Below are 26587 nucleotides of genomic sequence, written 5' to 3'. Positions count from 1 at the left end.
CTGGATTCGCTTCAGGAAGGCGGCCACCTTCTGGACCTGCATCTCGACAATGTAGGATACCCCCCGGTGATCCCGGCACTTCACGTCCAGGATGGAATATTTCAACTCCTTGATCTTCGGGGCCAGGAAGGGATCAAGGATCGTCAGTTCGGCAATGCGGCGTTCCCCTTCCAGCTCCAGGAGGCTCTCCAAAAAACTGACGAGGATATCCTTGGCATCCTCGCTGCCGAAGATTTTTTTGAAGGCAAAGTCGATTCTGGGGTCAATGAATTTCATGGTGAGCTCGTGCAATCAGCGTCGGTTATTCTCGCCACCATGATACGGGAAAGTAACACGGCGGTCATGATGAAAATTGGTTATCATCGTTCATCGGGATCATTTCTGGATAAATGGTTTGACAAGTGGTACAGTCGGCGCCGAGTTCAGCCTCTTGGCTGCCGACAGAGGCAAGGGGGTGGGTGTGATGGCAAATATTCTTTGTAGGACGGTCGCGTTTTTATAAGAGAAAATAGAGAAACATGAAACTGATCAGACTCTTGTGCTTTCTTTATCAACATCCTTATAATCGTAAGAAGCCTGTTTCAGCGCTGCTGCGTTTTGTCGACTGGCATATACGTAAGCGTCTGCTGCATCGGCCATGGACGCACAGAGTTTGGGATAGTTGCGAGGCTTGGTTCTATTCTGACTCCCGGGAGTCCATGTTCCTGGCTTACAATTCTGTCATGGATTGGTCCGATTTTTTGTTTATAAAAAATTTTCTACGACCCGGAAACGTCGTCGTCGACGTGGGGGCTAACATTGGCATCTATACCTTGTGGGCCTCGACCTGCTTGCGTTTCCAGGGGCAAATTTTTGCCTTTGAACCAGATCAAGTCAATTTCGACAGGTTGGGACAGCAAATTATTCTCAATCGTTTGGACATGGTGCATATTGAACGACAAGCCCTCTGGAACGAACCAGGTGTCAAGACTTTTACCGTGGGCAAAGACATGGAAAATCACATCCCTTTCAATGGTGTTGAAGTGGAAGATGGACCGGAAAAGACAGTGAGCATTAAAGTGGATTCTTTGGATAACTACGCAAAAACACACCATATTGAAAGAATAGATCTGATTAAAGTTGATGTGGAGGGAGGTGAATATTTTGTGCTGGAAGGCGCAAAAAATTTTCTTTCCGAGCAAAAAATTGTCTCCATACAATTGGAGTTCAATGAAAATCTGGGTCACGGCAATGTTCTTGGTGCCGAAACCGTCAAAAATTATTTACTGGGTTTTGGCTATCATTTGTATGAGTTCGATCCAGGCATGAACACTTTGCATCCGTTTAAGCTATTTAAGGGCATGGGACAAAAAAATTTATTGGCGATTGCCGACCTTTCACTGGTCCAGACATTGTTGAAAGAAAAGGGCACCGACCTTCGTTTTGGCTGTGCCCCCGAGAAAAACCAACTGACCATGAAAAGGCCCTCCTGAAAGGGGGCTTGCAGGAAACGTTTATCTCACAAACTATTTTGGCACAGTCGAAGCCCGGTGGCCCAGCAGAATGGTATTGACAAATGGCCAACTGGCCCGCCCAATAAGAGAAGCACCGTCTGCGTTGGGGTGTCCGTCGCCTGGAATCCTGAGCTTTGCCTGCTCTTTTTGGTGCGAGCCCAATACGTATGGATACAGATCCTCGTAAGATACTCCAACCTGCTGAAAAAAGGTTCGGGATTGTATGAAAAAGGAGTGATCCCCGCCTCGGGTGTCCACCTCTGGATCAAAAAACCCAGGCGTCAGAACCAATAAGGGGAGATTGCGCCGGTCGGTCCAACTTTTCAGGCGCACAAAGATGGCATTTCCCAACCGTGCCGCATCGACCTGCGGAATGTTCTCCTGCTGCAAAGCATCAGACGCTGCCATGGTAAAGGCATGTGCTGCTGGTTCCGGTTTTTTCCGGTTCAAGAAGGACATTCGAACCCATTGAAAAGCATGGCTGTGCTCCAATAACCACTGATACCCGGGCACTGCATTCATGATGTTTTTAATTTTCATGTTTGTAGATACCGGAAGAGGGCGGAAAGCAAGTTCAAAATTGTGATCGTTTTTTAATTGATAAAAACCATTCCTGATACTGCTGCTGATGTCGTTGATGTTCAGATAAACCAGGATAGCATCCGGTTTGATCAAGTCGCCGTAGCTTTCGATAAAACGGAGGTAGGAATCTGCACCCCAACCACCACCACCTGCGTTTAAAAATTGTACAGTTCCTTTGCCATGTACCGCATGAGCCATGATCTGCAATTGGTTGACGAAGGTGTGATCTTGGGGAAGCAGGAACCCAAATGTATAGGAATCACCCACCACCAGGATTTTTTTGGCATCCGATATCCCTTCCACACCCCTTATGCCAAAAGGGCCAAAAGAGTATTCGATAACTCTTCCATTTTCCTGTTGTCGTGCAGAATGTAAAGGCTTGTTGATCATCAACCCATCAGAATCATAGATCCTCCAAGTGCCCGAAAGATTTTGGGGTGCGACGACACGAACGACAATTTCCGCAAGAGAGAACAGGATAATATTTAAGACGGCAAGTGACAATAAAAAACGAAGTTTTTCCATGACGCGCCCCTGTGTATACGGTTACTGACAGCATAACTAAGATAAAAATACAGGTTGTGTTATGCAATAACACGCAGTCAAAAATCGAAATAAATAAAAGCGCTCGGATTTTCGACCGTCATTGCGGCGCAAACAAGAATCAGCATTAAAATCCCAGGGTAGGCCATCCGGGAGGGAATACGGTGCGCCAGCCAGCGCACGCGGGAGGGATTGTCGTAGGGGTGCCAGATCCAGGTTAAAAAAATCAAAAGTACGGGCAAAGGGTTTGCAAGCAGGGCGCCGACATCCCCGGGAGAGAAGGCGCTGAGAATTAATCGGGCAGCGCTGGTGACATCCGGGGCACGGAAAAGGATCCAAAGTGCGCCAACACCATGAACCACAAGCAGAATGCGCAGCCATCGCGGCAGGTGAATGCGCCAATGACGCCCCACGGCCTCAACGACCAGAAACAAGCCGTGCAGACCACCCCACAGGACAAAGGTCCAGGCTGCACCGTGCCAAAGACCTCCGATCAGCATGGTGGTGAAGAGGGTGAACAAGGTTTGTGCCAGGGAACCTCGCCCCCCACCCAAAGGAATGTATAGATAATCCCGCAGCCACTGGGACAGGGAAATGTGCCAGCGTCGCCAAAATTCCCGGAAACTCGCAGAGAGATAAGGAGAATTGAAATTGATAGGAAACCGCACACCCAACAATAGGGCCAGGGCCATCGCCATGTCGGAATATCCCGAAAAATCACAATAAATCTGGATTGTAAAACCATAAAAAGCCAGCAGAGCCTCTCCTTGGGTCAAGGTTGTCAGACCACGAAATGCCTGTTCCACATGGGGAGCAATCTGATCGGCGATCACCACTTTTTTGAATATACCCAGGGAGAAGAGAAGGCCGGAAAATTTCAATGCTCTTCGGTTCAGTCCCAAGTGTGGCAACTGAGGCAGAATCTTGCGGGCGCGCAAAATGGGGCCGGCAATCAAATGGGGAAAGAAAGCAATATATAAAGCCGAATACCAGAAGCGGCCTTCCCGCGAAGTGCGCCCGGACTGAATATCCAAAATATAAGCGATGACTGTAAACGTGATGAACGAGATGCCCAATGGCAACCGCCAGTCGGCATGAAAATGAATCTCAAACCCACTCAACCGGGCAAAATTTTCCAAAATGAAGTTGGTGTATTTGAAGAGTGCCAAGGGCACCAAACCCAGGGCGACGACAATCCATTTTTGGTGGCGGTTTAAATGGACACGGTTGGCGAAATGGTGGGCAAACAGAGTCAGCAGCAACAATACCGGGACAAACCGGGGTTCCCACCAGGCATAGAAGATGTAACTGGCTACCGTGACGTAAATACAACGCGCCAAACCATGAAACAAAGGCAGTGCCACAAGAAAGGTGACAAAAAACACCAAAAATGGCAGAGACTGGAAAAGCATTTCTACAAACCTTTGATCACTTTTGCCAAACGTTCCGCCATGATGGCGTGTGCGGTGGCATTCGGGTGGGGGTCACCAGGAATGGTCCACAGATCCGGTCCGCTGAACTTCCCCAGATCATCAAGAAAATCAGCGCATGTCCACCCCAATGATCGGGCTTGCTGACACATTTTGGCATGAATGTGAGCAAAGGGATAATGGGTCAGTTGATGTACATCCGGAATGAGTGCCAGAATGACCTTGAATCCATCGTCATGAGACATCTGGTTCATCTGTTCCATCGCGTCTTTCAAGGAGAGGAAGGTCTCTGAGGAGTCGTCGTAAATGGCATCATAGTGCTCCTTCAGGCTCCTCAAATCTCGGCTACCGTACAACAATTTGCTGGCAATATAGTAGAGTGTGACAGCAAACTCACTGTGCCGCATGATCCAATTGCCGCTGGCGGAATCCATGGGTTTTGCATCGTCGATGAAGTAGTCGATGACGACGATCTTGGGTTTGATGATTTGCCGCAAGTCCCGCTCGAACAGACGGATATAACGCGGCAAATTAAAATTGCCGACCGCTGCGTTCAAAACCTGATGGGTGCCACCAAGGTGCCGCTCCAGTTGTGCCCTGGAGCCCTTCTCTTCCGGAACCCCCCAGGCCAGGGTGATGGAGCTGCCAAGCAACAGAATGCGCGGCCTGGCATCGGACTGTAGTTCTGGTCCGCGCATGCCCAAGGAGTTGATGGAAATGGGTATGTTTTGCAACAAAGACGATTTTCCACGCTGGTGGATATGTCCCAGTTCAGGATCCATTTGCTTGAGTTCTCGGGCGTAGCGCCACATCTCAATGGTATAGCTCTTCTGGTTGGCATTTTTTATCCTGACCAGTCCTTCGCCGACCAGTGCGGAGACCAGCAAAGTAACGATGACCGTGGCCATGGAGGCAAAAAGCCGACGCAGGTTCATGATGAGCTCCAATCAGGGGCGCAAAAATGGGTGGAGTTCAGGATGGCGCACGAGCAGATGTCGGGTCATCTCTTCTGCCACCCAGGTTGTGGCCTGGGGGTTGTAGTGGTCGTCCTTCGGCATGCCAAGATCGTGCTCTTTCGAGGCTGTACGACGCAAATCAAGGAGATCCAATTTGGCGTTGGCCTTGTCGAGAAGAGCAAGAAGGCGCTCCGTGGCTGGCTCAACGACTCCGAAACGTGCTTCCCATCGGCTGGGTAGTATGATCATCGTGAAATCCGCACCACACTCCCTGGCCAAAAAATCTATTTTTTGGATGATCCGGGCTGCACGCTCGATATCTTCTGGAGAGTGATCCGGCGATGTGGTTTGGCGAAAACGGACAGCGGGGTCGCCTTTGTTCCCGATTACGCGGATACGGGAGAGGATCAATTCCGACACATGGTGCAACCGTACAACATCCGCCCAGTACAGAGTCTCCTGCGAACGGGCTTCTTCCAGTTTTTTCAGCAACGTTTCCCTGGTCAGACGGTGTCCGTGACGATCCATGGTATGGACCACATGTCCATTCAAGATGGTGGTGGCATCGGCGCGGATATTATCCCATGCGGTATCGTTCAGGTAGAACATATAGTAAACGGCCCGTGGGCGAATGACCGGGCACTCCCGGGCCAGAGTCACTTCGTGGTGCGCTGGACCGTAACCGCTGACGCCGAGATTATAATATCCCACATGATCATCAAATCTTGCCGCAGCTTTGGCGACAAACCCCTCTGCAATGGGCAAAGGCTCGCCGAAGACAAAGGAATCCCCTAAAACCGCTACCCGGAACGATTCATGGAACCGCCACTCGTCACCCCGATAACCGTGGCGATTGATGCCGACCCAAAAGGGGTAACGGGTAAAAATCTCACCCCGAAAACCGGGTGTATGGGCGTGTCCTCTTTCTGGATCCTGTTGGTAAAGCGCACCCGTTTGTCGCGGCGGTTGCGTAAATAAGACGGCCACGGCCAAGTCTGCCATCAGCAAAGCCACGTAAAGGGATCCGATCAGGGCAGCCGGAATAGCAAAAAAATGGTGAAACACCGCATTGCCACCGATCAAAAAAGCGCATAACGGAAAGGCATATGCAAATCCGCATCCGACAGAAGCAATACGGTTCCTACGATGATGGCCACGATCGCCAGCTCAATGATGATCAATCGCATCCATTTTTTTTTCCCCCCTGTTTTGTCAAGCACATTCCACCCCCACCCGAGTCCAGACCATCATGCCCCCATTTTTGGTTTACCTGCGAAACCATGCTAGAAAAAAACGTGCCACATTCGTGGGCGCCAAAAAAAATTAGTCCAGGTTTGATTGATGCGGTTACGTTCGCTGTTGGGAAGCTGTTGTTGAATCGATGACCGGTGGTTCTTTAATGAAGAGATGAAAGATTTGGGTTTGCAGAAAAAAGCTGCATGACTATCGAGGTAAGGCCAATGTGCTGAAAGGGGCTAGGTCAACTGGTTTATTGTCATTTTTTTCCCAATCAAAAATTTGATAGTGATTTTTCTTGAATAGATCAGAAATGAAAGGGCTGTTGAAATCCGACACCTCGCACAAGAAAACAGGGCGAGCATCTCGCAAAACACGTTCCCCTCCTTGCATGACCAAATGTTCGGCGCCTTCTACATCAATTTTGATGATATCAGGCTTTCCATACTTTTCCAGAAGCCAATCGAGAGTGACGGTGACGACAGGATATGTTGTGGAAGTGCCACCTGTCTGACTTGACCCTTTTGCCACGGCCAAATGATTGGCACTGCGTCCACGGGCAGCGATGTGAAAATGGCTGATGCCCAGATCGCTGGCTACCGAAACAGGTAGGACATCAAGCCGTAAATCGGCATTTTCTTGTAATCGTAGACTTTTTCTGATCACTTCCACCAGTCGGGTGTCCGGTTCGATGGCCAGGACACCCCCCTGGGTTCCGGTGAGACCGGCTGCTGCAAAAGAGAGGAGACCGACGTTGGCCCCGATATCCCATACCTGGTGGCCAGGATGGACATAGGTTTGGACAAATCGCAGCAGGTCCGGATCGATCCTGCCAAGATCTAACCTCCAATATTTTAGCGCCGACCCAGGTGTCACATAGATCGGACGACCACCAAATTGCCGAGGCATTCTTCTTTTAAAAACAAGATGATCGCTTACTCTTTCCATAGTCCAGCGTAAAATTGGCATGATGGCACTCTTTGTTGTAGAACAGTGTTGGGTTTTTTATAGCAAAAACGCAAACATCATACCCATTAACGGTTGCTTTTTTGATGTCTGAAAAGCCAGCCATAGATCAGAAGCAATAAAACACCGATTTGTATCAGAGGGATAATGATTTCGACAAGGGCAAATTCAATTTTTGTGACAGAATTTAAAAGTCCGATGAGAACGAAACTGCGCATGGACAAGGGAGGGGCAGTGATATCAACGCGATGGGCGTACCCTAAAACCCATCCAATGAAGATTGAAAAAACAACGATGCCGAACATTCCGAAATTTGCATAGGATTCACCCAGAAGACCTATGCCGATACTTGTCGCGATGACCTCATTGAGCGTGTGGATGCCGTAGTGTATTCCTAAAAAAATAGTGGCGGCATGTCCATCCGGTTTTTCAGGCCAGATAAAACGGGGCACAATCATGGAGATCAGCATGGCATAGGTCGTCCCACCTATAAAAGGAACTTCTTCAGGCGTGCGCTGTATAACCATGCCCAGAACTCCAGAGAAATTGAGTCTGTCCGTCAGCATGGATGTGCTCGTGGTTGACTCCGCCTGGAAAGCGACGAAGGAGATGTTGGTCCAGTCAGTAAATCTCTGAAAAATATCAACAACGGAGGTGATAGGGGTTCCCCAATAGATGCTCCGCGCTGTTCCTTTGCCAATACTGAGAACAGCGATCATGCCCACCAAAAGGACAATGACCTTCAAAGGGATGCGTCCGTGCCCCAGGGTGTACCCAAGGATGGGAGGTAAAATCCACAGAATAATGTTGATGAGCATGAGTCCGCTGGAAATGACGATTGTGCTAAAGAAAATAAGGATGATCGTGCCATAGACCTGGTTCTTCGACAGCTTGCCCTCGCCGATCAAACGGAAAAGGATGTAACTGGAGATGGTTCCAAGAACGTTTGTCGAAAGGATGTTCATGGTGGCGAGAAAATTGCCTATGAGAGGTTGAACAACCCCGAGAACGAATAATAGGTTGTATATGGTCGATAATGCTAGAAATGTTTGGAATATTCCGACGGCAGTTCTGTGAGGAATGACCTTGATGGTCCTGTACGTGTCCCGTCTGGTTGGTTTTTCTGTTAATCGGTAAAACATAGAAGTGATAATGAGGCTGAGTAATACGACAAGGCCTGTTTTAACACGGTTTTCTTGAGTTACAAAAGTGCTGACAAACGCATCGTTTGTGCCAAATATCATAGGGAGTCCATAGTAGACTCCAACGACAAGAGAGTATATCTCAACGAAAGGTAGAAACTTTTTTCTTGATATGTACCATTTAAATGAATAGTACAGCGATATTACAATAATAGACAGTCCAACAAGATTTTCTTCAGTAGATAACGGTTTGTTATTCAGGAATGCCCAGGAACCTATGCTTGCACTGGCCAACGCGGATAAAACGAAAGCGTAAAGTTGAATATTTCTCTGTGGAGTCAGAAGAAAGGGGGGAGTGGACAGGCCCGCAGGGCCAGCGGACGACCCGCTGTCAGATCTGAATGACCTGTGTCCGGCAAGGCCGACAGAGCGATAGGCTTGGGGCTGTGGTCTGCGTTCCATCATTCGACTTCCCTGAGGCCCCCATGCACGCCCAGTGAAAAACACACGCCAGAGGTGAAGAGACTTTCCGCTGGAGCATTTTCGTGCCTGATGCTAGAATCCGACGCTGTCTTTGCGAAGATGGCTGCTGTCTGAACCGACGACCTGAAAGCTTTGATCCCGAGCATGCTAGTTCATTGGAGTTGCCGGGGTCAACGGTCGATTCTTCGTGTAAGGTTTCTCATGGCACACCCTTTCCGGAAAGGCGCTGAATGGCGATGGGCTTTGAATGATTGCTGAATTTTTGACGACATCTCGTCCACGTACTACCGGGGGAAGACCGTGAAGACAATTTTGATTACAGGCGGGTTTGGTTTTCTGGGAACACATTTGACGGAGCTTCTGACGCAGGATCAAGAAGATCGGGTACATGTGGTGGACGACCTTTCCACCTCACCTCTCAGTTTGGAGTACTATTTTTCCAAAATTGGCAACAGACCCAACCTGACCTGGGACATTTTGACCATTCAGAATTTTTTTGCCAGGGGCGTCAAAACCAAATTTGATGAGGTCTACCATCTGGCTTCTCCGGTTGGCCCGGCAGGGGTCTTGAAGTTCAGTGGCGAAATGGTGCGGCAGGTGGTGACGGACAGTTATCTGGTCATGGACTATTGCGTCCAGAATGCGGCAAAATTTTTGAATGTTTCCACCAGTGAGGTCTATGGAGGCGGTCAGGGAGGATATTGTCCCGAGACCACGCCCAAAATCGTGCCGCCGGTTACGACAGTACGCCTTGAATATGCCATTGCCAAGTTGGCTGCCGAGACATCCATCATCAACACCTGCCGGGTCAAGGATCTGCACGCAGTGATTGTGCGTCCCTTCAATGTGGCCGGTCCCCATCAGTCACCCCGGGGTGGGTTTGTGCTTCCCAGATTTCTCCGCCAGGCCCATGCGGGCGAACCTCTGACAGTTTTCAATGAGGGCAATGCCGTGCGGGCGATCACCCACGTTCAGGATATGGTGGATGGCATCGTGCGTGCCCTGCGGTTTGGACGCTCGGGAGAGGCCTACAATATCGGCAATCCGGCCAACAAGGTTTCGGTCCTCGATTTGGCACGCAAGGTTCTGGAAGTGACGCGCAGCCCGAGTGCCATCATCAAGGTGGATCCAAAAACCATTCATGGGCCTCTGTTCGAAGAAGCCAATGACAAATTTCCAGATAACGAAAAAGCCAAAAAAGAGCTGGGGTGGTTTCCCAAATTTACCTTGGAGGAGGTTATCAAGGACGCCTATCAGGATTTTTTGGAGCAACTGGAGAAAAAAGCCACGCTCGATCCCGTTACGTGATTCTGCATCGCCTTTGGCAGCGGAATCCAGTCTGTCCAATCCCTTGTGGCAGGGAGGGCTTGACTGCCACAACCAGCATGGCGTCACCCAAATTGACCGGCACGATGGCGCTCATCAGGGGGCTGTGTCCTTTTTTTCCGTTGCCCTCGGGAGAAACAGCGAGAAAGCCCGCACGTTCGAGCAGATAGCGCAAGGAGAAGTGACAAGTGTGGGTCGAAATACTCAGCACCCGCAGGCCTGACGCTTCGAGCAGTTTTGTGAGACTCCTTTGGGTAAAGAAAAACAGGTGATGTCGTACCAGGTGAGGCCATCTCGGACCGGTGAGGCGCGCAAACAGGCTGCCGAAATCTGGTGTCACCAAAAAAAGTGCCCCCCCGGGACGCAGACGGCTGACGAGGTGGCGCACCGTCCCCGCCGGGTCCGACAGGTGTTCGATGACGTCCCACAGCGTGATGGCCTGGAAGTGGTTTTGGGGGAGTTCGGTCTTCTCCAGAGGCATGTTGATCACAGCATGTTCGCCAAGAAGTTTCCTGGCTTCTGTCGCCGCAGCCACCGAAGGCTCTATTCCCAGGGGGGGGTATTCCGGGGGCAGGGCGTGCAAAAAAAGTCCGGCAGAACACCCGACGTCCAAAACCGGTCCTGGGGAAACATGCCTGCAAACCAGGGCGGCATCGGCTCGGGCAGTTTGTTCTCGGGCACCCTTCTCCGCCAGATAGTGGGTTACGGGCGTCCTCAAGTATTGCCGGGCAAGCCACTCCCCATCATCCGGTGGGTTCGCGTAGACCAGGCCGCACTGCTCGCATTGTACCACAGGCGGATGCTCTCCAGCCGAACCAAAAACGGAAAAATCAGCCTTCTCATCGGGAGTGCGCAACGTTGAGGGGAATATCTCCCGGCAAGCGCTTGTACCACACAGGTTGCAGGGAACCAATCTCGGTGATGAAAAAATTCGATCCTTCAAGAGTGGTGCTTCCATGCCCAACCTCCAGTGTGAGAAGCGAGAACAAACGGCCTCATGTTTCGTCGAGGTTCAAGGATGATCGTATTTTCCAAGTGTTTTTCAGAGTGTGCATGCCATATTTGATCGGCGGGGCGGAACTGTGTACGTTATCAATATAGTTGGGAGGTACACCGACTTCAGAAATGCGGAGCCCCGCCTTATAGGCATGAATCAAGAGCATCATGTCATATTCATACCAACTGGGAAACTCATGTTCCAGAATCCACTTCACGGCGGCACGGTTGCACCCACGCATTCCTTCATGAAAAGAGTGAAGGGACGTTCCCAAGATCATGTTTTGCATGACTGTCAAAGCCATGTGGCCAAACAGCCGGTTGTATGGCATGTTGTGTCTTGCCTTGGCATCGAGAAGTTTCAGCCAACCCTCTTTTTCGACCATCTCCTGGATGAAAATCAAACGGGAACCAATCACGATATCGACATCACCCTGATGCAGACGCTCCAGAACTTTGGGCAAGTTCTCCGGTGGGTGTCCCAAATCACCGTGTAAATTGACGGTAAAGTCCGCATTATGTTCCATGGCAAGTTGATACAACCTTTGGCTGGTGCCGCCGTAGCCAAGATTGGCCTCATTGCGATAAACGTGAACTCTGGGCAAAGATGCGGCGACGTTGAAGGTCTCATCGCAACTGGCGTCATCCACCACGATAATCTCGTCTTCAGCACCCTTCAGTTCGAGACGTTCGACCATTGGCGTCAACAGATGGCAGCAGTTCCACGCTGGAACAAGAATACATGTCTTCATGATCGAACCTCTTCTGAACGGATGCAACGCAAGTGGCGCAGCGCAGATGGTTGATTTTATGTACAATTACACAGGTGCCCTCTTCATGCCTTGCCAGCCCTTGAGGCAGACATGGATCAGATAAACAGACGATACGATCATGGTGAAAGAGTAGTATCTCCACTCGTACAAGGGGAGAAACGTCAGGCGAACAAGAAGAAAAACGATAGAGATGATAAGAATATAATCAAGACGATTTATTTGTTGATTGATTGCCTTGCCAAGCAATATAAAGGCAGAGAAAAAATATATAGAGAAATTGCAGTGACGAAAAACATCAAGAGCGCATTTCATGTAAGGCTTTACGTAATCAAGAACAAGCTTTGAAGCAACAAATTTTGAAGGATAAGGCTCTATTTTGATAAACGTATAGTTGAAGTAATAGAGGAATCCATAGTTAGCGCCATGACTTATCGCAAAAAAATAAGCCATGGTTGACGCGATAAGCGAGATTAATGATGCTGTTTTTGAGACAAAGAAAAACATATACAAAAGTGCAAAAGCGGATAAAATAATATAATCCATCCTTACAAGAGGAAGAAAAGAGATTGTAATAAATGCCAGAGTGTTTCTCTCAGACAAAATACAATACAGGGTTAATGTAGAGAAAAAACATGCCATCGCATCAGCTGTGGAAATTTCAGCCAGATGGTGAATGCCAGCGTAGTAGATGACAAGGATGATAAAAAACTGTGGAATCTCAAGTTGGGAGAGGATCATCGATATCAGGATGACACATGATGACGCAAAAATAATACTCGAAATGCGGGATGCACGAGAGCACGAGACTCCCGTCTTGGAAATAAGACGAATGGACTCAATGTACATGACACGCACGGAAAAAGATTTTGACATCTCGTAAAGCGATCTCCAGTCACGATAAACCGTTGCGGGCAGATATCCAGTTGTGAGTTCGGTAAATTTCTCGGAATCGACCTCATTTTTTACGTCATCATAAGTTTTGGACCTAAGATCCTCTTCTGAATACCCGTCAGAAATATAGGCGGATGCAACATACGGTATCATGTCCCAGTTGTGTGCTGGCCGCAAGGCACCGCTCAGAATGACTCCAATAAAACAAATCAGGACAAACAAATAATCTTTTGCAAGGCGAATATATGTATTCATGATCGAATACCTATTCCAGAACGGGCTGGTGTATGATGATGCAGGGCAAAAGCAGCGGCATGTTTTATGATGGTCATGAGTCAGACGGAACAAAAAGTCCATTGTCATGGAAGCCGACAATATTTTCCGGTCCAGGATCGCGCCCCCAAGAGGAAAAGGTCAGAATTCGGTAGCCAAGGCGTTGCAAAAATTCACGAATGGCCAGACCATTGTCGCCATGCAGTTCAGCATAGATGGCACGAATGCGATGCGACTCCAAAAACTCCATGGCCCCCTCCATCGCCGGGATTTCATGGTCTTCGACATCCAATTTCCAGAGGTCGACGTGCCGGATACCCCGCTCATTGAGAAACCTGTCCAGGCGTACCATCTGGACAGGTTCACCCCTCAATGGGCGTATTTGACTCTGGCCACCGTGGGTATCTTCCGAGCCATGATTTTGCAGAAAAAGTTGCTCCTCTTTGTTGCCTAAACCCAGGCGATGGAGTTCCACCGAGGGGAGGTGTCGGCGATTTTTTTCCAACTGCCCGGCAAGCCAATCAGCCTGGTGTGATCCAGGTTCAAAGGCAAACAAACGACCAACGGGATTCATCTGCCCAAGATACATGGCCATTTGGCCAATGTTGGCACCGGAGTCGACGATGATCCCGTCTTTTGGCACAAAGCGCTTGGCCCACATCAGAAAGTTTGCGTCATAAAGACCATAGACGATCCAGCGGGATGGGGAGTTGCGCAAGTCGAGCTTCCAGGTCAGATGGGCGCCGGTCTCGATGTCGACAATGCCCAGACGCGCCAAAGATTCGCCGAAAAGCCGGTCATAAAGACCATATTTGCGGGGAAACTCAAAACGGCGCACCACCTTTAACAGCATTCTAAGCCACAATGGAGTCGTTCCTTCCTGACGCGCTTGATGGATTGGCAAACTGCAACCCGAAACGGGGATGATTTCACCCCAACACCCAAAGGAAGAATCTGCACCGGAGGGCGTTGTGAAGCAGAACCTGACAGACTCATCCCCGGCAGAAGCCCCCCCCGAATGAGTCATCAGTAGTACAGGAGTTTGGTGTGTGGTGTCAATTCCTTTCCAATATTCTGATGGATCCTGCCCGACCCGTTTTTCTGCTCTTGGTCTAATTTTATATCTTACGTAATGTAGAACTTAACGCGATGATGCGCCGTCCCTCTATGGTTACAAAAAAGATTGCATTGACCAATAGACGCCCTGGACCCTGCAACGTGGATTTCTGACAAGATAATAGAGAAATTCGATCAACCGGGTTGGAAGGTGGTGCCCGACAGGCTTTTCTTGAAAGGGTGGTGAATAGTTGCAACGGAATAATCTGCATCAGCGATGTGGCACAGAGCAAAACCAGACAGACCAGCCCCAGACCGAAGCAACCCCTGCATGACCCCTCGGTAGTACAGGAGTTTGGTGCGGGGTGTCAATTGCCCTGCCGGTGAACACTGCGCGGAGGCAGTTTGCACAGAATCATTTGATTCCCTGCAAGATGCGTCGCGTCACTGGCGCCAGAGTTTGCGATTGCAGAAACAGACTGTATAAACGTCGTTGGGTATTTTGTGGAATATGCGTGCGCGCAAGAAAGAACGCAAATAAACGAAGGAAATAAAACACAGAACTTGCCCTGGAGTGTGTTTGACGATACAATCGCATCTTGTGTTTGAGATCCTGAAAATAAAGATATTGACGTAAGCTTTGGACCATGCGAACACAAGCGCGTTTTTCCCGGAGCGTACCCGGTATGATCGGGAGGGTGTTGTAATTGGTGGGTTGAGATGGAGTGTCCTGCTCGGGCGGGAGCAAACCTTCGCGCTGGCACAAATCATAAAGCTCCGTGCCCGGAAAGGGATAAAAAAATGTGCAGACCCCCGTATCTGGCCCGATTTGACGATTCAATTCCAGGGTATCCCGCATCTGCTCCGTGCTCTCATGCGGGAAACCCATAATGTTGAAAGTGAAGAGCTTGATGTTGGCCTGCTTGATCAGGGCAGAGCGCTCAAGGATTTGCCGATTGGTATGATTGCGTTTGAGCATGGTGCGGCGGTACGTTTCATTGCCGCTTTCCACGCCAAGAAAAGCCATGACGCAACCGCTCTCCCGCAAAGCGGTCACAATCTCCAGGGAGATGCACTCCGTGCGCACGTTCATGCGGTAGGGGAGGCCAATTTCCAGACGATAACGTTCAGCAAAGTCAATAAACCAGCTTTTGCGGGCAATCAGCAAATCATCTTCGAAATGGATGAAGCGTACTTGAGGATAGCAAGTCAATTGATGTCGGATGGCCGCGAGGGCGTGCTGGACGGATGGGGTGCGAAAATAGCCCCGTGTCGTGTCGTATACGCTACGCAAAGCGGTGTTGGAACAAAAGGTACATTGGTAGGGACATCCCCGGCTCAGGATCAGGCTTAACGAGGCATCGCTGCCAAAAACAACTGTTTCCAGGTCAAAAACAGAATAATCCGGAAAGGAAAAGGCATCCAGATCCCGGGCAAAGTGGGTCGGTGGCCGGCGGAGGATGCCTTCGGGTCCATGCCAGTGAAAACCATCCACGGAAAGGCGCTCACCACCCGACGCAAGCGTTGTGAGCAACTGGAAAAGAGGTGTCTCCCCTTCGCCGAGACAAAATCCGTCGACACCTGTTCCCGGCATGTCCGGTTGCAGGGTGGCTCCGCTGCCGCCTGCCAGTTGCAGAAGGTTGGGGTAATGCTGCCGCAAGGCCATGGAGAATTTTTGCAAATAACCCTGTTGCAGGGATGTGAGAGAGTAGCCGACAACGTCCGGGGCTATGTCGGCAACCCGGGCTAGAAAATCCTCCGTGGAAAGGTGCGATGTCAGATTCATGGCGCGAACGGCAAAACCAAATTGCCGCACAACAGGGACTAGACTGGCGATGCCGTGATGCACGCCCTGATAGCCACCATCGATGGCAAGGTTGACAAAAAGAAACATTTTTTCGCTCATGCCTGCCATCCCTTCCAACGACGGATTGCCGTTTTTATGCATGGGCCTCTTCCAGGTAATGTAAAAATTGGCGAGTGGAAAGCTCCAGGGTCAGGTTTTCCAGGATATAGTCTCTGGGCGCAAAACGATGGGTGTGCAAATGATCCATGAAATGGTCCAGAACCTCCGGAAAAACCCCGGAATGCACAAAACGCATACCGCACCGCTCGTCGAAGAAGGGGACCGAGGAGGCAGGTATATGAGGAACACCCCATTGAAAGCGGCTGGGATCACGGCACTCTCCCGGATCCCATGCCAGAACTGGCACGCCTGAAGCCAGGGCCTCCTGGTAGGCAATCCCCTGGCTCTCGCTCTCGGAAAGAAAAATCATGGCGCGACAACGCGCCAGGGCCTGCCGATACATGTCAGGTCGATAGGATCCATAGCGGATTTCCATCGACCGAAGACCGCGCTTGTGTAAAATATGACGAATCGGATCAATCAGTTCAATGCGCCTCTCCTCTCTGCACCAACTTATTTTATTGTAAATCAAAAAGTCGTAGTCTTTCGGGATTTTGTCATGGGTTGGTTGCCAGTAGTGAGTGTCGATACCGGCTGGCCAAAGGGCGCAACGATCACCAAAATAGGGCTTGTAAAGATCGTTGGACCAGGAGGAGTGCTGTAAATAACGAACGACTGGATAATCGTCGCACAACGTTGGCCACTGGCTGGGGTGGCTCATGAGGCTGATGCCAGCCACAATGGGAAAGGGGTGGTTGTATCCATTCAGACAGTTCAGTCCCAGGCCAAGAACTCCAATCCGATCCCCTTGTTCAAGGTCGCCAAAAGGAAGGTTGACGCAATACGGCACCCGCAGGTGATCCAGACCCCGGCACAGATTGGCAAAAACCTGCCCTGGACCGGTTGGAGGCGTGGGGCCGCGTAACAAGCGTCGAATTTTGGGCCGAATGTGGTGATCTCCACGGAACCAGCGATCTTTTTCCGGTTCGACGATGTAGTAGAGACAGATTCTGCTCATCATCACATATCCCTGGTGTCGCCATCACCTGCACGGTATCTGTTCAGTACCCACCCAAAAAAACGATTGGCAACTATTCAGTACCCTTTGTGGGGTAAGGACAGGGTACTCAATCCGGGGCGAAGTTTTCCTGGATGGGCGCCACGGAGGATGGCTTCTGGTCTTCCTTGCGCAGGAAACAGTTGCCCACGACCAGGGCTTCGATATGGGTGCGCATGAATCTTTGAAAGGCCTCCTCGGGTGTGCAGACGATCGGCTCGCCACGGACGTTGAAACTCGTGTTGACCAGAAGCGGACATCCGGTTCTGGCTTTGAAACGTGTCAAAAGGGCATGGTAACGAGGGTTGGTCTCTTTGTGGACGGTCTGGATGCGGGCCGAGTAATCGACATGGGTGACAGCCGGAATTGTAGATCGCGGCAGTTTGAGTTTTTCGATGCCAAACAGTCTGTCGGCTGCTTCGGAGTGGGGGAGCCGCCGGCTTGCCGTAACGTCGTCCACCAACAGCATGTAGGGACTGTCCCCATTCAGGTTGAACCATTCGGCTACATCTTCCCGCAAAACAGAAGGGGCGAATGGCCGAAACGACTCGCGGAATTTGACTTTAAGGTTCAACGTTGTCTGCATGGTCGGAGAGCGGGGGTCTCCCAGGATGGAACGGTTGCCCAAGGCGCGTGGACCAAACTCCATGCGTCCCTGGAACCAACCCAGAGCCTTGCCTGCCTCCAGGGCGGTGACGCTGGCTTCCAGGAGGGAGTCATCCGTCAGGGTCGTAAAGACCGCCCCCTCGGCACGCAGGCGCTGTTCGATGTCATCCTGGGAAAAATCCGGCCCCAGATAACTTCCCTGCATGGCATCCGCTTCGCCTGACGGGTGACGGGGTTTGTTCTGAAACCAGTAATAGGCTCCCAACGCGGCCCCAAGGGCACCCCCGGCATCACCCGATGCGGGCTGGATCCAGATGCGGTCAAAGTGGCCATCCCGTAAGACCTTGCCGTTGGCGACACAATTCAGGGCCACCCCTCCTGCCAGACAAAGATTTCTCTTGCCGGTCTCCTGACCCAAGGCCCGGGTCAAGCGCAACATGGCCTCCTCAACCACCACCTGGACCGACGTGGCCAAATCCATGTGACGTTGCTCAAGAGGATCTTCCGGACCCCGGGGGGGGCCGCCAAACAGCTTGGCGAACCTGTCATTGGTCATGGTCAAGCCGGTGCAATAATCAAAATAGTCGAGGTTCAGTCGGAACGAACCATCGGCCTTCAAGTCGATGAGGTGTTCAAAAATTTGTCCGGCAAAACGGGGTACCCCATACGGAGCCAGCCCCATGACCTTGTACTCCCCGGAGTTGACACGAAAACCCGTATAGTAGGTGAACGCCGAGTAGAGGAGACCGAGAGAGTGGGGAAAATGGATCTCCTTGAACAGCTCCAGACGGTTGCCGTCGCCGATGGCCGCAGAGGTGGTGGTCCATTCGCCGACGCCATCCAGGGTCAATACCAGAGCCGACTGAAAGGGAGAGGGATAAAAGGCACTGGCTGCATGGCTTTGGTGGTGCTCCAGGAACAACAGCCGCTCCAAAGGAAAGGCCTGATTGCCCAATCCGGTGAGCAGGTCACCCAACAGCTTCTTTTGGAAAAGTTTTTCCTTGATCCAAACCGGCATGGATGCCAGGAAGGATTTGAACCCTCTGGGGGCAAAGGTCAGGTAGGTTTCCAGCAGGCGCTCAAATTTAAGGAAGGGCTTGTCATAGAATGCCACAAAGTCGAGATCACCCAGGGTGATCCCTTCCCGGTCCAGGCAGAATTGAATGGCATGGCGGGGAAAATTGGGGTCGTGTTTTTTACGGGTGAAACGCTCCTCCTGGGCGGCAGCGACAATCGTCCCGTCGCGCACCAGAGCGGCGGCGCTGTCGTGGTAAAACGCAGAGATGCCAAGTATGCGCATTTTTTTTCCAGAATGACCGGGCTGCCACCCTGCCCCGGGGTCAATACAGGGTGTAGATGAAAGGAGCCAACACCGACCCCTGGCTGAAAGTCAGGAGCGCACCAAAAAGCCCCATCAACACGATCACCGGCAGGAGCCAAAATTTTTTTCTGACCCGCAGAAAAGACCAAAACTCCGAAAAAAAAGACATGTCGAAACCTCCGGCATTCAGGTCTGGCAGCAGCCCAAGACTCAAAATTGATTCTTACAGCTCTCCGGCTCAGGGCCAGGTGGGGTACGGATTATCCAGTAGCTCGTGGCTTTCGCGTCGGTTCGGAGTCGCAGGGTATCTTTGCCAAAAAGACGCATGAGCAGACTGATAGGGGTGATGACCACAAAAAAAACAACGCCCATGATTATTGGGTTCATGACATGGTGCAACAGATCGCCAAAGGCCAGCCAGAGCCTGTTGAAGGGGTGCAGGAGGGCAGGAACCGCAAGGGCAACGGTCAGAAGGATCCCGGCAATAACCAACAGCAACACTCTCGGCGGAGCCCCACGCAAAACAGGGATGAGGCCCACGCAACCAAAAATGACCGCAAAGACGAGACCGAAGGCTCTGTCGGAGCTGGTTTTTTCAGAAAAACTCATCGTATCATTCCGCACCATGTCACATTGTTGGTCAAAGCAGCTCCACCAGGATGGCCGCCAGGATGGTGACCATCTGGTCGATGGAATCCCGGCTCACGTTCAGGGCTGGCATAAAGCGCAACGAATCCGGCTGGGGTGAGTTTAAAAGCAGGTTTCGTGCCAATGCCATCTCGGCGATCTGGGCGCCTATGGGTTTTTTCAAATCCAGGGCCAACAGCAATCCTCGCCCGCGAACGGACCCCAGGTCATGCTCCTTGGCTATCTTTTCCAGGGCTTGGCGCAGGTATGATCCCTGGGCATCGACTTGTTCCAGAAAACCTGGTTTGAGGAGTTCTTCCAGGATCGCCAAGCCTGCGGCTGTCATCAGGGAGTTACCGTTGAAGGTTCCCCCCTGGTCGCCGTGTTCGAAACATGCGATATCTTCCCGGCACAGCAGGGCAGCCAGAGGCACGCCTCCTCCCATCCCTTTGCCGAGGGTCATGATGTCCGGTTCGATGCCGGCATGTTCGTAAGCGAACAAACGCCCGGTTCGACCCATGCCGGTTTGGATCTCATCGACGATCAGAAGGAGTTTTTCCTGGCGCGTGAACGCACGCAGCTCACGCATGAAGTCATCCGTGGCCGGAAAAACGCCGGCCTCCCCCTGGATTGGCTCCAGCATGATGGCAACCGTTTTGGCGGAGCAGGCTTGGCGCACGGCGTCAAGGTCGTTCAAGGGAACCTTGTGAAAACCGGCGACCTTGGGTTCAAACAGCTTTTGCCAATGGGGCTTGCCGGAAGCGGACATGGTGGCCAGAGTCCGGCCATGAAAGGCATGGTCGAAAGTGATGATTTCGAAGGCCCCGTCCCGGTGCAACCCGCCCCACTTGCGGGCCAGTTTGATGGCGCCTTCATTGGCCTCGGCGCCACTGTTGCAAAAAAACACCCGGTCAAAGCAGCTGTGGGCGACCAGAAGGCCGGCCAAGGCCAAGGCCGATTCATTGAAGTAGGCTGGGCTGCAATTGATCAGGGTGGCAGCCTGCCGATGGATGGCGTTGACAACAGGAGTTGGACAGTGTCCCAGTGCATTGACCGCCCACCCTTGAATAAAATCCAGGTAGCGGTTTCCCCCCTGGTCCATCAGCCAATCGCCATCACCTTTGGCAAAGGAAATCGCTGGACGCCGTGTGATGTCCATGAGGACTCGAAAGCTCTCCTGATGGTCCGTCATCTGATATTTCTCCTGACTGCTTCATCCAGCCTTCACGGGGGTCTGTTCTTTGGTGTATTGTGACGGCCAAATGTTCAATTTTCCAGTCCGCATCGATAATTTTTTGTTTCGATTGGGGGCCTCTCACTCTCCGCAGGAAAAAATGGTGTTGGAAAATGAGGGCTTCTCGGTGCGACAACAAACGGTCAAGGTCCATTCGATATTTGTCAGGAGGTATGATGCGCAGGTTCCAATCTGTTCCCCGGTTGATTGTTGCCGCTGTGGTTGCGGCGGTTTTCCTTGGTTTGTCAGCGTCACCGGCATTGGCCGTGGACGAGGGTGTCCCCGCCTATGATTCAGGCTATGGCAGCCAAACCGATCTTCAACAACAAACGAAGAAGAAAAAATACGCCCTCAATAAAGTCAAGAAACATTCAAAAAAGAAATATCAGAAGAAAAACAAGGCAAAATCAAAAAAGGTTGCCGCTCCCCCCTTGTCATGAACTCGTGTTGACGGACCGGGAGACTCCGGTTCGGATGCGTGGAGACGGCCCGGTTGGGTTGTCTCCACGCCCTGCCCCCCGCCGTCTTTTTCTGGGGCTGCCGGAGGGTTCCCTGCCTCGCGTCAAATCACGAGGCAGGGAGGGACCGGTCCGCATCTCCGGTCTTTTGAGCCAACGCGGGTTTGCGGGCGTCCACATAAAGGGAGTATGCCCGGTGCTCGGACCGGTCGATGGCCAGGCGCGGGTCAAGTGAGGAGCCAAAGGATTGTCGCGTAATGGATGCGAACCCGGCTTGGCGCAGAACCAGTTGCAGGCTTGCGAAATCATAGCCGAAGAGGTGTTCGCCGTTTTGATGGAAAATGTGGTTGATCATGTGCATGGGGGTCGGCATATCCTCCGGGAGCCTGGCCCATCCCAGTTGGTCCCAGAGAACCGGATCTTCGAGGACGTAAGCGCGCAAAAATCGCTCTGTGTCAGGTACAATGATCCGCATGACGCCACCAGGACACAGGATGCGGTAACATTCCGAGAGAGTTTTTGGCATGTCTTCGCGCTGATCCAGATGCTCCAACACATGCTCGGCGAAAATACCGGAGATCTGTCCTGTTTTAAAAGGAAGCTTGCGGCGAATGTCAAGAGCCAGATGAACATCCTCGCATGTTGTACGGGCATCCACGTTAATCCAGCCTGAATGACCTCTTCCCCCGGTGCCGATGTTAAGCAGCTGTCCCTGTCGTCTCTTATAGGAAAACACCTTCCAGTGATAGGAAGGATTGATCATGTTTTTAAACCGCTGAACCAGGCATCCTCCTTCAAATCGGAGTATGCTGAAAGTGCGTTGATTGACGGGAAGTAAAGGCTGAAGTGTTTTGTAGATTTTGTGTTTGATGGTCATTTGGAGAAGATCCCTGTCACGGCCACGATTCCTCCTGCGTCTATAGCATGATTGAAACACGCTTTCATTGGTTTTTGGTCCGGTCATTCACTATTTTTTCCCAGACGGGTGTGGTTGAGAGTTGGGTGCCATGCGAATCCTGTTGACAGCCGATCCATTCCTGCCGGTGCCGCCGCTCTTGTATGGGGGTATCGAGAGGGTTATTGACGCGTTGGTTGCCGGTTTGCGCCGCAAGGGGCATGGTGTGGGTTTGGTGGCTCATCCGGAGTCGACGGTCGCCGCCGATGCTTTTTTCCCCTGGCCAACCCTGCAACCCCAGCAGTCGCAGTGGCGTCTGGATCATCTGAACAACGTTCGTGCTCTTTTCCGCGCTGTGCGCCTGTTTCAGCCCGAGGTGCTTCACAGTTTTTCCAGGATATTGTACCTGTCTCCCTTTTTGTTGCTCCGTCGTCCTCCCATGATCATGACGTTTGAGCGGCCAATCTCCTTTTCCACCACCCGTTGGGCGCACCTCCTGGCGGGCAAGGCGCTGACATTTACCTGTTGCAGTGCCGATCTTTGCCAAAAAGGTCAACGTGCCGGTGGTATTTGGCAGCCCATACATAATTTTGTCGAATTGGGCACCTTCACTTTCCGTGAACATGTCCCTGACCATGCACCCTTGGTGTTTCTGAGCCGTGTGGAACGTTTGAAGGGGGCGCACACGGCCATGGCCATAGCCAAACAGGCCGGACGCCGGCTGATCATTGCCGGCAACCATGCCGAGTCCGGTCCCGAGGAGGCCTACTGGCGTTGCGAAATTTTGCCCTGCCTGGGGCGCGATGGGATCGAATACATTGGGCCGGTGAATGATGCGCAAAAAAATGCTTTGTTGGGTCAGGCTGCGGCCATGGTCGTCCCTATCGAGTGGGATGAACCTTTTGGCATTGTCTTTGCTGAATCCCTGGCCTGTGGTACCCCCGTCATCTCCACACCCCGCGGCGCACTGCCGGAGATCGTCCGTGAAGGCGTGGATGGTTTTCTGATCCGTTCGGTCGAAGAGGGGTGCCTGGCAGTGGCAAAACTTGCTGCTGTCGACCGGAACAACTGCCGTCAACGGGCAGAAACGCTTTTTTCCGAGGCAGTCATTCTGGACCAGTATGAGGCGCTCTATCGGAGAGTGGCCGTGGCAGGGCGGAACGTATAGGTGTTGAACAGTCACTGTATGACAATCTTGCCGGAATTGCGTCGGGTGTTGGTGGTCTCTCCCCGGTTTCCACCCTTGAACTCCGCTGATTTGCACAGGGTGCGGATCTCCTTGCCCTACTTCAAGCAGTTTGGGTGGGAGCCTCATGTCCTGACGGTGCGTGTGGAGCCGGGCGATGGCCTCCTGGATGACGCTTTGTTGCAAACGATTCCTGATGATGTTCCCATACACAGGGTCGATGCCTTGTCTCTGAGACGTGCGGCACTGCTGGGCTTCAGGGATGTGGGGCTGCGGGCCCATTGGGCCTTGTATCGGCGGGGGCTGGCCCTGCTGCGGCAACAAAAATTTGATGTGGTCTATTTTTCCACCACCGCGTTTGTTAGTACGACCCTGGGGCCCCTTTGGCAACGACTCACTGGTGTGCCCTATGTGGTGGACATCCATGACCCATGGCGAGGCGCCCGCCATTTTCAATCCAGACTTGCGGATATTCCGGGTGGACTGTGCAAATTTACACTCAAATATCTGTTTCTCGGCCTTTTGGAACGATGGGTGATGGGTTCGGTGGCGCACGTCATCAGCGTCTCGGATGGTTATTTTGCCGATTTGAACGCACGTTTTCCGCGCCTAGGGGCTGATCGTTTCACGGTGCTGCCGTTTGGTGCTTCAGATCTGGATTTTCAGCTCTTGTCCCGCATGCAGGTGACGCAACGCTTCTTTGACCCCGGTGATGGTCTGATTCATTGGGTTTACACGGGACGCAGCTCCATGGACATGGTGTTTGCGTTGCGGCTTCTGTTTTGTGCTCTGGCCAACAATCGGCAGCGCAACCCTTCCCACTGGGAGCGCGTTCGCCTCCATTTTGTCGGTACCAGTTACTCTCCCGGCACTTCAGGCACCAAAACCGTGGCGCCAGTGGCTGCGGAATTCGGTCTGGAACATGTCGTTGTCGAGTACCCTCAACGTGTTCCCTATTTTGAGGCCCTGCAACTCCTCACGGAGAGCCATGGGATCCTGATGATCAGTTCTGACGACCCCTTCTATTCGGCGTCCAAGGTCTATCCTTTGATCTTGGCCCGTCGGCCTTTGCTGGGTTTGGTACACAGGGAGAGCATGGTGGCGGATATCATGACCAAATGCCAGGCCGGGTTTTTGGTGCGTTTTGACCCCGCCAATCCGATGGAACACTTTGTTGCCGAAGCGGAACTTTCTCTGGATCGTTTTTTGAACGCCTCCATGTCAGGATCTCCCGTCAAAACGAATTGGGAAGCCTTCATGCCCTACACGGCACGGGAGATGACCAGACGTCAATGCCTGGTTTTGGATCAAGTCATCAACGAGGGAACCGTGGAGTTGCAAAGTGATGAATAGAGGGAAAGGCGTTTGGCAACGTCCTGGCTATCAACTCCTCATCGGATGGGCCACGGCAATGTTGATCCTCCTCCTGACTGCACGAACGCCGCAGGGCCTGGGTTTTGATCCTTCGGTGCAGGTGTTGGCCGTTGAGCAATATCTGCAAAAGAGTGTCCCGACGCCCAACCACTATCGGGAAGCTGACCAGGATGACCTCTCCCGTGATACCGTCAAATGGATCAAGAACTGGCCGCCGGGGATGCAACTCCTCTTTCTGCCCCTCAAGATGATGGGTCTGGATAGCGGATTGGCCCTGCGCGTTTTGACCGCCCTCTGCTTTCTGGTCGGCTCGGCAGGCTGGTCGCTCTGGTTCGGTCAGTTCAAGATTGCAGGGATCATGGGCCTGCTGTTGCTTATGTATGTCCCCACGCTCCGTTTCGTCAACAATCATTTGTTTACCTATAGTACTGAAATAATTGTCTATGCCATCAGTCCGTGGCTGTTGTGGGGTGGCTGGAGGCTGGCTTGTTCCGGTACTTCAATCCAAAAAAAAGTGACAGGGTCCGCTGTGCTTGGATTTTGTTGTGGTCTTCTGTACATGGCGAAATATTCAGGCGCTTTTATCATAGCTGGTGTTCTTGGTTTCTTGTGGATGAATCTCGTCATTCCATGGCTGTTGAATCATGCCCGGTTTCGTAAATTTTTTGAAAATTGGATCAAAAGTCAACAGATTGGCAACGGACTCACGTCAAACGAGGCAGGCATTGTTGCAGGAGGCTTGTCTGGCCATTTCAAGGTTGCGGTTGTGGCCTCAGGGGTTTTTTTGATCTTTTTTTCGATCTGGGGTGGAGTCAATGTATACCACAGTGGTTATGTTAGCCAGTTTGATGTCATGCACCAGTACGGCGGTCATTCGGTGTGGGCTGCCCTTTTTCATGTATTGACCTATCCTGCCCAGGTTGTCGGAGATTCCGAGGCATTATGGAGCTATCTTCTCTATCATCCGGTGCATGGTTTTTTTCGTGGTGGTTTTGAACATGATCGATTCGACGCACTGATCAATAACCTGATCGGATTGCCGGGTGGGGTTCTCCTGGCGTTCCTTGTCTCTCGTCCTGCTGCCTGGCGGGGCCCGGGTCAATTGGGGTTATGGGCCATGTTGGCCGGCATGATGGGCATGGTTGTGGTTTGGACCTTTGCCCAGGTTGGTTTCCAGGGCGCCTATCTTCAGATTACGTGTTTGGCAGCGCTGCCGGCCATTGTTCAGGAGGCCTTGCGCATCGGGTCGTTACCGAAGACCAGAAAGTGGCTGCGTTTCACCCTGACGATTGCGGGAATCTTCTATTTGTTGATTCCCGCCTGCTACGGCGTGGTCGCTCTGATTGGCAAGGTCGAGCGCGTGCCAACTGGTTATCAGACAGGGATCAGCGGTCTCTATAATCCCTTTTTCTCTTCATCCACACGATTCCCGGCTGATGTCGCCGCAGAGCTTGTCCAAAATTTTGACCCCAGAACGGATGTTTGGTATACGCCCAACGTCAACATGAAACTGGATCTGCCCGGTCGCGCCTTGATGACCTCCGATTGGTGGCCGCTGGAGGTGTGGCAGACATTTCAATTTCGGACATCCCGACCCGTAAGACTTCTTGCCTTGATACCGAAAGTCGATGAAACAAACGGCAAGGCGCGGGCGATCCGAGAAGCTTTCGTTGGGGCGGAATCCTGGCAGCATGTGCCGTTATCCAGGGTGGATTTCGATCTCTGGATCAGTTGGATCAGGCCCGCCGGCGCGGATCGGCACAGGGAGTGAGGGCTA

General features: G+C 51.9%; 24 protein-coding genes. 6 read left to right on the top strand and 18 right to left on the bottom strand.

The window, feature by feature from the left end:
* Positions 1-276, bottom strand: a 276-nt coding sequence (locus HQL63_06185) for a PD-(D/E)XK nuclease family transposase (GenBank protein ID MBF0176423.1), incomplete at its 3' end; no start/stop codon positions are given.
* A 242-nt stretch (positions 277-518) separates the two neighbouring features.
* On the opposite strand from HQL63_06185, the gene HQL63_06180 reads away from it, so the two are divergent.
* Positions 519-1472, top strand: a complete 954-nt coding sequence (locus HQL63_06180) for an FkbM family methyltransferase (protein MBF0176422.1) — start codon at positions 519-521, stop codon at positions 1470-1472.
* Between the two features lie 33 nt (positions 1473-1505).
* Here the strand turns inward: HQL63_06180 and HQL63_06175 are convergent, their stop codons facing one another.
* The 6 genes from HQL63_06175 to HQL63_06150 form a co-directional block, all read right to left on the bottom strand.
* A complete protein-coding gene (locus HQL63_06175) occupies positions 1506-2600 on the bottom strand; it encodes an SGNH/GDSL hydrolase family protein (protein MBF0176421.1) in 1095 nt (364 codons plus the stop codon).
* A 77-nt stretch (positions 2601-2677) separates the two neighbouring features.
* Positions 2678-4030: an MBOAT family protein gene (locus HQL63_06170; GenBank protein ID MBF0176420.1), complete on the bottom strand. Its 1353-nt coding sequence runs from the start codon at positions 4028-4030 to the stop codon at positions 2678-2680.
* A gap of 2 nt (positions 4031-4032) precedes the next feature.
* Positions 4033-4983 (bottom strand): SGNH/GDSL hydrolase family protein, encoded by a 951-nt coding sequence (locus tag HQL63_06165; GenBank protein ID MBF0176419.1) that lies wholly within the window; start codon positions 4981-4983, stop codon positions 4033-4035.
* Between the two features lie 12 nt (positions 4984-4995).
* Positions 4996-6069: a hypothetical protein gene (locus HQL63_06160; protein ID MBF0176418.1), complete on the bottom strand. Its 1074-nt coding sequence runs from the start codon at positions 6067-6069 to the stop codon at positions 4996-4998.
* A 378-nt stretch (positions 6070-6447) separates the two neighbouring features.
* On the bottom strand, positions 6448-7209 hold the full coding sequence (locus HQL63_06155; GenBank protein MBF0176417.1) for an FkbM family methyltransferase: 762 nt from the start codon (positions 7207-7209) through the stop codon (positions 6448-6450).
* A gap of 65 nt (positions 7210-7274) precedes the next feature.
* Positions 7275-8813 (bottom strand): hypothetical protein, encoded by a 1539-nt coding sequence (locus tag HQL63_06150; GenBank protein MBF0176416.1) that lies wholly within the window; start codon positions 8811-8813, stop codon positions 7275-7277.
* 318 nt (positions 8814-9131) lie between these two features.
* Here HQL63_06150 and HQL63_06145 point away from each other — a divergent pair, with 318 nt between their 5' ends.
* Complete coding sequence (locus HQL63_06145) at positions 9132-10139, top strand: NAD(P)-dependent oxidoreductase (protein ID MBF0176415.1); 1008 nt, start codon at positions 9132-9134, stop codon at positions 10137-10139.
* Here HQL63_06145 and HQL63_06140 read toward each other — a convergent pair.
* From HQL63_06140 to HQL63_06095, 10 genes are all read right to left on the bottom strand, one after another.
* Positions 10132-11115, bottom strand: coding sequence for a class I SAM-dependent methyltransferase (locus HQL63_06140; GenBank protein MBF0176414.1), 984 nt, complete (start codon positions 11113-11115; stop codon positions 10132-10134). The two genes, HQL63_06145 and HQL63_06140, sit on opposite strands and share 8 nt — an antisense overlap.
* Before the next feature lie 37 nt (positions 11116-11152).
* Positions 11153-11905: a glycosyltransferase family 2 protein gene (locus HQL63_06135; GenBank protein ID MBF0176413.1), complete on the bottom strand. Its 753-nt coding sequence runs from the start codon at positions 11903-11905 to the stop codon at positions 11153-11155.
* A gap of 66 nt (positions 11906-11971) precedes the next feature.
* Positions 11972-13072 (bottom strand): hypothetical protein, encoded by a 1101-nt coding sequence (locus HQL63_06130; protein MBF0176412.1) that lies wholly within the window; start codon positions 13070-13072, stop codon positions 11972-11974.
* Positions 13073-13145: 73 nt separating this feature from the next.
* Positions 13146-13943, bottom strand: coding sequence for an FkbM family methyltransferase (locus tag HQL63_06125; GenBank protein ID MBF0176411.1), 798 nt, complete (start codon positions 13941-13943; stop codon positions 13146-13148).
* 618 nt (positions 13944-14561) lie between these two features.
* The gene (locus HQL63_06120; GenBank protein ID MBF0176410.1) at positions 14562-16094 is read right to left on the bottom strand and encodes a radical SAM protein; all 1533 of its coding nucleotides are present in this window, start codon (positions 16092-16094) and stop codon (positions 14562-14564) included.
* Positions 16087-17073 (bottom strand): glycosyltransferase, encoded by a 987-nt coding sequence (locus HQL63_06115; GenBank protein ID MBF0176409.1) that lies wholly within the window; start codon positions 17071-17073, stop codon positions 16087-16089. Before HQL63_06115 ends, HQL63_06120 begins: the two co-directional genes overlap by 8 nt.
* Positions 17074-17179: 106 nt before the next feature.
* The gene (locus tag HQL63_06110; GenBank protein ID MBF0176408.1) at positions 17180-19015 is read right to left on the bottom strand and encodes a carbamoyltransferase; all 1836 of its coding nucleotides are present in this window, start codon (positions 19013-19015) and stop codon (positions 17180-17182) included.
* A 40-nt stretch (positions 19016-19055) separates the two neighbouring features.
* Entirely contained in the window at positions 19056-19205 is a 150-nt protein-coding gene (locus tag HQL63_06105; protein ID MBF0176407.1) for a hypothetical protein, read from the bottom strand.
* A 41-nt stretch (positions 19206-19246) separates the two neighbouring features.
* Positions 19247-19663 (bottom strand): hypothetical protein, encoded by a 417-nt coding sequence (locus tag HQL63_06100; protein MBF0176406.1) that lies wholly within the window; start codon positions 19661-19663, stop codon positions 19247-19249.
* Positions 19664-19676: 13 nt separating this feature from the next.
* Positions 19677-20855, bottom strand: coding sequence for an acetylornithine transaminase (locus HQL63_06095; protein MBF0176405.1), 1179 nt, complete (start codon positions 20853-20855; stop codon positions 19677-19679).
* Positions 20856-21073: 218 nt separating this feature from the next.
* Between HQL63_06095 and HQL63_06090 the strand changes: the two genes are divergently transcribed.
* Positions 21074-21337: a hypothetical protein gene (locus HQL63_06090; GenBank protein ID MBF0176404.1), complete on the top strand. Its 264-nt coding sequence runs from the start codon at positions 21074-21076 to the stop codon at positions 21335-21337.
* Between the two features lie 127 nt (positions 21338-21464).
* On the opposite strand, the gene HQL63_06085 is transcribed toward HQL63_06090, so the two are convergent.
* Positions 21465-22013, bottom strand: coding sequence for a methyltransferase domain-containing protein (locus HQL63_06085; protein ID MBF0176403.1), 549 nt, complete (start codon positions 22011-22013; stop codon positions 21465-21467).
* A gap of 349 nt (positions 22014-22362) precedes the next feature.
* On the opposite strand from HQL63_06085, the gene HQL63_06080 reads away from it, so the two are divergent.
* The 3 genes from HQL63_06080 to HQL63_06070 are packed head-to-tail and all read left to right on the top strand — an operon-like array spanning position 22363 to position 26581.
* Positions 22363-23418 carry a glycosyltransferase gene (locus HQL63_06080; GenBank protein ID MBF0176402.1) on the top strand — a complete coding sequence of 352 codons (1056 nt, stop codon included), beginning with the start codon at positions 22363-22365 and terminating at the stop codon, positions 23416-23418.
* Positions 23419-23436: 18 nt separating this feature from the next.
* Positions 23437-24789, top strand: a complete 1353-nt coding sequence (locus tag HQL63_06075; GenBank protein MBF0176401.1) for a glycosyltransferase — start codon at positions 23437-23439, stop codon at positions 24787-24789.
* The gene (locus HQL63_06070) at positions 24782-26581 is read left to right on the top strand and encodes a hypothetical protein (GenBank protein ID MBF0176400.1); all 1800 of its coding nucleotides are present in this window, start codon (positions 24782-24784) and stop codon (positions 26579-26581) included. The genes HQL63_06075 and HQL63_06070 overlap by 8 nt, the downstream gene beginning before the upstream one ends.
* The last annotated feature ends 6 nt before the right edge of the window (positions 26582-26587 follow it).

It is taken from the genome of Magnetococcales bacterium (assembly GCA_015231175.1).
Lineage (GTDB): Bacteria > Pseudomonadota > Magnetococcia > Magnetococcales > DC0425bin3 > HA3dbin3.
Note: the sequence above shows the minus strand (reverse complement) of the source record. Positions and strands in the feature narration are given on the sequence as shown.